This is a genomic window from Nitrospirota bacterium, from assembly GCA_040755395.1.
Lineage (GTDB): Bacteria > Nitrospirota > Nitrospiria > Nitrospirales > Nitrospiraceae > DATLZU01.
Map to the genome: position 1 here is coordinate 142703 of JBFMAX010000008.1, position 8004 is coordinate 150706.

Consider the following 8004-nt stretch of genomic DNA (forward strand, 5'->3'; position numbering starts at 1 on the left):
CTCTAACTGACAAAAGCGGCAGGGCATACGGCAGGCGTCCTGTCCTTGAGAAAAGGGCCGCACGAGTGACGCAAGGTTTACGACATACAACGGGAGGGATGACGGCATAGCCGCTAGTGCTGATGTTCAACCAACGGCACGATCTCGACCGGATACCCTAGGGATTCCGGGCCGAAACGGGGGTTGTCCATGACTTGAAACGCCGTCCGGCGCCCCTTCGGAGCCTGGAGCGAGAAATTCTCGACGACCGTCCCGTCCGCCGCCACAGTCACCGAACGCGCCTGCATCGGTCCGGTTTGAGGATGCCAGACGACCAATTGATAGGTCCCCGGTGGCACGTTCTCGATTCGATAGGAGCCGGTCCGATCGGTCACAGCGTAATACGGACTGGTGACCGCCATCGCCCAGCTTTCCATATAGGCATGAAATCCGCACTGCATGTAGAACGTCCGGCGGCCCTTGCTGAGCGACACCGGCTCGATCATGGATTTACCCGGCAAGTGTTCGTGGGTCGCGTGGATGTCGCCGCGCCGGTGGTTGGGATTCATCGGCAACGGCGAGTTGAACAACACCCGCGTCCCGAGTTCCAGCGACGTCTCGTAGGCCTGAATGTCGTGCATGACCGGGTCCATGTTCACCACTTCCACCGCATGCCCGTTACGGACGACGGTGACGAACGGATTAAACTGGCAATCCCGCGCTTCGATCCGAGGCACCGACAACTCGAAGGGCTTGCCCGCTGCGACACCCTCCAGCACCACCACGGCGTCCTTGAGCCCGCCCGCGGAGTCCACAACGAAGTCCCTCAGCAACCGCCATCCCTTGCCGTTGGAAATGCGGCCGCAATAAATCGGATCAGGGAATGTAATCAGATTGAATCCTTTCGGGTTCGGCGGCTCCCCGTCCAAAGTCACCTTGCCGGTCACCGTGCCGCCGTGCGTCACCTCGACCACCTCGTAAGGCCGGGCAACGGGCGGACCGGCTAAAGCGGCGACCGCCAGGATGCCGGTCGCGAACACCGTCATGAACAGGCCTGTTTCCCTCCAGCCCAGCGTGCGCACCTTCATGCTCCCTCCAGCCTTGTTCAGGGCTTTTGCAGCAAGAGAGTCGGTCTGATCTCCAACGACTTCCCGAGCGCTTCTAACCCGAAGTGGGGGTTCTCGACGATTTCATGAGCGCTCCGTCGCCCGGTCGGAGCTTTGAACTGGAAAGACGCCGTGACGGTCTGCCTTGGCCCGACCGTGACCTTCTGTTCCAGCATCGGCCCGGCCTGGGGATGCCAGGCAACCAAGGTATATTCGCCGGGCGGTACATCGGTGAGCGTAAACGAGCCGTCGCTGTCCGTGATCGCATAATAGGGATTCTCCACCGCCATGCCCCAACTTTCCATGTAGGCGTGAAACCCGCATTGCATGACAAAGATACGGCGCCCCTTCGTCATGTTGATCGTTTGTTTCATCGGCTGGCCGGGAAGGTGCTCGTGACTGTCGGCGCCGACGATGCGGCGGTGATGCGGATTCATCGGCAACGGGGTATTGAACAGCACGCGGGGGCCGAGATGCGATGTCTCGTACGCCTGAATGTCGTGCATGACCGGGTCCATGTTGACGACGGTCACTTCGGCCTTGTCGCGCACGACGGTCACGAACGGCAGAAAACGGCAGTCGCGCGCCTCGATGGTCGGCGGCTCGAATTTGAAGGGCTTCCCCTTTGTCGCGTCGGTCAGCATGACAACCACGTCTTTGAGTCCGCCGTCCGGCGCGATCGTGAACTCATCGAGAATGCGCCAACCCGTCCCCGTCGAAATCCGTCCGCAGTAGACGGGATCGGGGAACGTAATCAGATTAAACCCCTTGGGCGTCGGCTTGCCCCCTGTCATCGTCACCTTGCCGGTAATGGTTCCTCCGTCCGTCACCGCGATCTCTTCATATCCCCAGGATGGCGACACGTCAGCCGCGACCAGCGACATCGCCACCACAACCATCAACGCCAACATGGAACCCTCCGCATTGCTCTTTTCACTGCTGCTTTGAGAATAGCCAACAGCTCCAGCTTATCCTCGTTCCCTCTCCCGGGGCGCCCATTGCTCTGAAGAATGCAAGGGGTCTCGGCCAATGGGCCATGGAGAGGGGTGGGTGAGAAGCATTTTCATCCTGCAGGGTGCCCGAAGGGCCATGATGCACGATGACTGTTTTGAAGCACAACATATTCATGTTACACAACAGCGGGCGCTAAGAAAAAGGGGGGAGCCGCCTCGGCTCCCCCCCTTTTGGTTCGGACATCGCTTAGGCGAGCGGCTTCGGTTTACTTGGAAGCCACCGGAATCGCCTGAGCGGGTGTTTCCGTCTCGGCTTTCTTCACGCCGGGCGCGGCCCCAGCCAGCGGCAGGAGACGCTGATCCCCCGCCGGCAGCACGCGGAGGTAGCCCCACTGTCCGGACTGCGAATACGGCAACCGCTGGTTGCTGTACACGTAATCGCCGGCCAGCCGATAAGGACCGCCCGCCGATGGAATGAACGCATCGAGGACCTCCGAGCCGGAGAACTCGACCACGCTGATCATGTCGGCTCCCCGCATGTACGGCTCGATCGGCCATTCGTGCTTCTCGACGCTGAACATTCCGTTCTGCTCGTTGCTCGCCCCCAGGATGTGAATACGCACCGGATCGCCCGCGTGCGCCTCGATGATCGGCGTAGCCGGATCCTCGGGTTTGTCGGCCGTGCAAGGCTGGAAGATGCGGCCCAAGGAGCAGCCCGCCTCTTCACGATACTTGTACGGCTCCGACCGGTAGTTCACGCCTACCAGACCCGCCACGTTCTGCACGTACGGCATGAAGCTGGTGCCGATGATGTTGTCTTCATCCTGGAAGAAGAGCGCCACGTCCCGGTAGTTCGGACGGGTCTCGTTCCCGGGCACCGTCCGATCGATGATCACATCCGCCGCCCAGGCGTTTTTGAGGGAAATGTCGGCGCCGGTCTTGGGATCGCGGTACTTGGACCCCTTCGGCCCGACGATGATCGCCCCGAACAACCCGTTGCGCGGGTTCAACATCACGTTGCCCCAGTCCCACACCAACGACGTGGTTTCCCCGATGAAGGGATCCGCATAGTAGGTGTAGGTGCGGGCCTCGCCGGGGGCGATCGTCTGATCGCCCGGGTTGTTGCCCACGTTCGCACCCAGCGAGTCCTTGGGGTCGAAGGCCAATCCGATCGCCGAGAACGACGCGCGGCTCGCCTTCAGCTTGTTCTTCAGGTTGATCTTCACGCAATCCCCGACGTTCACCCGAAGAGTCAGCGGCATCGGCTGCAAGCCTTCCGCGACCTTGGACACTTCTTCTTCGAGCGCGTAAATCTTCGCGTCAGGGTTGGTGATCAGGATCTTCCGCTCGAAGTCCACCTCGATGGCTTCAGGCGCCTTCGGGTTGAACTTCATCGACGGGTAATCCATCGCGACCACGTTGAAGGTTTTCACCGGCGCGTCGGCCGGGCAGACCGGCAGCGGCTTCGGAATCTGATTCTTACCCGAATATCCCGCCGGCAGTTTCTTCAGATCCGGCTGTTCCTTGTCGTACACGCGAAGGATGCCCCAGGCTCCTTCGGAGAATTTGGAGGAACGGCCGTTGAAATGGATGTAATCGCCCGGCTGCAACCGCGGCCCGCCGGCTTGCGGCACAACCAGGTCATAGCGCTCGGCGATCCCGATGTGAATCGAGTTCTTTCGATTCGCGTCGCCGGCGTACCGTTCGGTCAGGAACGTGTGCCCGGACACGGTCCACGTCATGGTTTCATTCATCAGTGTATGCAACAGGCGGAAGACCATGGTGTCCCCGACGTACGCCCGCAGCAGCGGCGTGTAGGGATCGCCATGGATCGCGCTATTGAAGATCTGCGACGGTTCCGGATTGCTGGCCAATCGCTGCGCGATCGGGCCGGCCCGGAAGTTAAGACCGCTCCCGGTGGTGTGGGTCCCGCCGTTCAGGAACGGCATCGGCGTCATATAGATCTTCTCCGGCATCATGAACGACACGGTCTTGCCCGCTTCGAGCGCCACTTCGACCGGCTGCCCCGGCGGGTTGCCAGCGGTCACGATGTTCACAGTGTGGGGCACCGTGTCGTGCACCTGCACCATCAGCTCCCGGAAGCTGCCGTTCACGCCATGGCCCACCGGCTCGATCGTGTGAATGTCGGCGACAGGGCCGCTCCGGATTTCCTTCCCGGTCTTCGGGTCGTGATACGTCGATCCGACCGGCTCGGCGATGAAGGTGCCGAATCCGCCATGCGGCCAGGTCGTGGCGCCGAACGCGTGGTCGTGCCAGAAGACCGTGCCCACATCGGCATCCACCCAGAACCGCTGCCGCACGAACTCCACCGTGATGATGTCGTTCGCCGGGTGGTCGTTCTTCAACCCCTTCGTCAGCGTGATGGTATTGCCCTTGATTCCCTTAATCCGCGCCACCTCATTCCCCTTGACGTTATCCGCGCCGACCAGGATCAAGGTGTTCGGATGGTACTGCGCCGCATTCTTCACCGTGATGGTCTTGGCGCCCTTTTTGGCTGGCGCCGTCAAGACGGTGTTCATCGGCGCAGGCAGCCCCTTCTTGTTCTTCTTTTCCAGCATCGTGAACGGCCGAACCGACTGCTCATAGGAGAAGCCGGTGATCACGCCGTCCGACGCCTGGTTGTCGAACTGCAGGAAATGCCAGTGCGTGTTGATCTTGGACGACTGGAAGTTGGTGTAATCGTCGTCCTCCCATTCGCTGGTGAGCGTCCAATCGACGCAATCATAGATGTTGCCGCGCACGACCAACGGGTACTTCAGGTCATCGTTGGCCCGAATCGCGGCTTCTTCCTCATGCAGGACGAAGATCAAGCCGTTTGGATCGACGACCGGCGGCTCCTTGCCCTGCGCCTTCGCAATCTTGATCGGCAGCTTGATGAAGTGGACGTTGTAGGACTTCCGGCCGGCATTCTCCGGACACAAGCTCCACCGTCCGTTTTCCCCCGGGAGCGCCTGATCCAGGCTCTCTTCGCCGTCGGCATCCCGGCGGATCATCTCCAGCCAGGGCGCGCCGACATGGTTCGGGGAAAACATCACCCGCTTGCCGAAGTGCGGCGTCAGATGAGGCCAGGCCACTTTTCCGGTCCGCGGCTCGAACAGGATCGGGTGCCGCTTTCCCGGATGCGTGGACTTATATTTGGGATTATCGATCGTGCTCTCTTTCTCGCTCATCGCCCGAGTGCCTTCCCAAACCCAGTCCAACACCGTGGCGTCGTACGACTTGATCTGCCCGACTTCATCATCCTTGTGACCGGGCTTGCCCTGCGGCGGCAACTGCATCGCGACCCAGTCCTGGATGTTGATCACCGCGGGGTTCGATTTCCAGTTGCTCTTGCCCTTGTCGACGATCTGGAACGTCTTCCCGTACCAATCGACCGTCGTACCGATCAGCTTGTCCGACGGCACGCCGACCAGCATGCGTCCCTTGCGGTCGGGCAACTCCCGCAGATCCGGCATCGTGTCATTCCGGTACTCGCCCACCTGCAGGGTGTTGTACACCCGCCAATACCCCCACATGCCGGCCACATAGTGATGCGCCACGTGGCAGTGGAAGAGGAAATCACCCGCCAACTGCTGGCAGAGACCGGACCCGCACTCCGTCTCGAGATCCAGCGCCTCGGAGGGCCCGATCACTTCGACGTCCACGCGGTCCGTCTTGTGCCGGATCACCGGATACTTCACCGGCCCATTCACCGCCGTGGCCCACAGGGGCATGTCGTCGATCGCCCGCGGGCTCCGCGGCCACCGGATGGAGCCGCCGTGCGGGTGATGAGAGTGGAACACTTCCGAGCCGCCGTGCACGAGCCGGAACTTGGCCGGATCCCCGATGTAGGACCGCGGAATCGTCGGGGCGGCGTCGCCGAAGGTATAGGAGCTGTACCCCATCGACTCGTCCTCGAACCCGAAGTACTCGTGCTGCACGTGCATGTTATTGATGCCGAACGGCTCGCTGCGATAGTTGATCGCGCGGCCGCCCGGCCGATAGGCGTCCGTCAGCGGATCGCGCTGCGGCAGGAAGTCGCCCTTCTTATTGACCGGACGGAACGCCTCGTCGCCGACCTCGTGGTAGATCAGCACAAACTCGCGGAAGTCCGGCCCCGTGCCGTTCTTAATCATGACTTGCCAGCCGCTCTTGGCCGGAGTGGGGTCACCTGCTCCCAGAGGTTCGAGGTATTCGGACCCCTTGGGCTCCACCACGAACACACCGAACAGCCCCATCACCGTCAGCTCGCGATCGTTGGCGTAGGTATGGAACTGCCGCCCGCCTTCCTGCGTGTTCGGATGGATGTACCATTCAAAATCCTGGCTCTTGCTTTCGGGGACGATGGAGTCCGGATTCGTCGTGGTCGCCGGCTTGCCGGTGGCGCTGACCACCATGCTGGAGCCGTGAATGTGCAGGCTCACGTCCTCGCCGCCTTCCAGCTTGTTCTGCAGTTTGATTTTGACGCAGTCGCCCTGGTTGGCGCGAATCACGAGCGGCTGAATCCACTGCGCTTGAACACCCGGCAGCACCGCGCCGGGATCATAGCCTTCTTTCTCCCGCGCCTCCTTGTTCTTGGCCTCCTCCTCGCGAACCTTGTCGATATTCTCGGTCAGCACGTACATGTAGCCGGGATAAAAATCCAGCCACTGGTTGAGCGTGATTTCGACGTTGATTGCGGAGATATCGTAGGACTTCACCGGCGCGGTGGCGGGGCATTTGCCGTTCGTCGTCGTCGAAACCGGCTCGACACGCGGGTCCGACACCAGCATCAAATCCTGTCCGCCGGCGCCGTACTGGTGCATCATCGACATGTTGTTGTACATGCCGGTATTGACCTGCTGCAGTTGCGGATCATGGGCCATGTGCTCCATGATGCGCTGGTGCTGTTGCTCCACCATCGCGGCACGATCGGGCCTGCCGACGATCGTGTCCTCGACGATGGTTTGCCCTTTTAGCTTCTCGGCCCAATCCGGCGTCTGGTGGGCCATGGCGGTGTGCTGCGCCGCGGCATGGCCCTCGTGGGACGAGGTCTCAGCCGATACAGCCGACGGGAGCCACAGCAACACTCCCGCCGCCGCCACGCTGAGCACACGGCTTAAAAAATGAAACTGTACCTTCTGGTGATGCATGGACCGGCCTCCTTCGAAAATGGAATTACAACGAACGATGATGGTCACACGGTAACATCGCTCAGACTGGTGGGCTGTAGAAGATCCTCTTCGACATGCACGATAAACTGACAGGATAGCATCGCCTTGCGAGAGTGCTAAGATACTCAGCGCGCTTTGCGCTGTCAACCCCGAAAAACTGAACGGTAGGGGTTCTCCGCGATCAACATTGTGGTGATGCAAGCATCGGGGATCATCCAGCAGAACAGAAGGACGAGGTGGAAAGAGAAGAGCTATGGCGGTAGCAGCAAAACGTCGAAGACACGGTCACTTAGAGGCTAAGCCAACGGTCCATAAAAGAGACTTCTTTGATTCTTGTGTTTGGACGCCGACCAGATGGCTCGACGACCTGCCTCGGAGGTTGTTTCTATAAATCTCAGTGCTTATTGTGAGTGACGAACTCTCTGTCAGGTTGATTCTCGGACAGCGACGCTTCTGGTAGGTGCGAGGCACTTACTACATGGTTGACAGGAGGCAGGGTAGCTCGAACCCGTCGACTGAATAGGACCAGGGCGACCAGCACCAGGCTCCCCCCGACCAGGAGGAGGCTGCTCCGCCGGGTCGTGCGCGCCCCGTCCTCGTACATCGCACCGGCCACCTGGGCCACGACTTCCAACAACTGATCCAGGGCGACGCTGACCTGGATCAACGTGATGCCGGCCTGGGCTGAGGCGTGCTGCTCGGCCTGGTCCTGCCACGCGGCGGCCTCCTCCGGGCGGGTCGCGGCCCACCGGTGCCGCACCAACCGGATCGTCTCGTCGGCGTCGGCGAAGTAGGCGGCCACGCCGGCCCGCA

General features: G+C 61.1%; 4 protein-coding genes. All 4 read right to left on the reverse strand.

Annotated elements, in window-relative coordinates; translation table 11 throughout:
* Window positions 1-113 precede the first annotated feature (113 nt).
* Window positions 114-1067 carry a carboxypeptidase-like regulatory domain-containing protein gene (locus AB1555_13195; protein ID MEW6247645.1) on the reverse strand — a complete coding sequence of 318 codons (954 nt, stop codon included), beginning with the start codon at window positions 1065-1067 and terminating at the stop codon, window positions 114-116.
* A gap of 17 nt (window positions 1068-1084) precedes the next feature.
* A complete protein-coding gene (locus tag AB1555_13200) occupies window positions 1085-1996 on the reverse strand; it encodes a carboxypeptidase regulatory-like domain-containing protein (GenBank protein MEW6247646.1) in 912 nt (303 codons plus the stop codon).
* 308 nt (window positions 1997-2304) lie between these two features.
* Window positions 2305-7170 carry a multicopper oxidase domain-containing protein gene (locus tag AB1555_13205; GenBank protein MEW6247647.1) on the reverse strand — a complete coding sequence of 1622 codons (4866 nt, stop codon included), beginning with the start codon at window positions 7168-7170 and terminating at the stop codon, window positions 2305-2307.
* A 415-nt stretch (window positions 7171-7585) separates the two neighbouring features.
* The coding region (locus AB1555_13210) for a hypothetical protein (protein MEW6247648.1) at window positions 7586-8004 on the reverse strand (419 nt) is incomplete at its 5' end.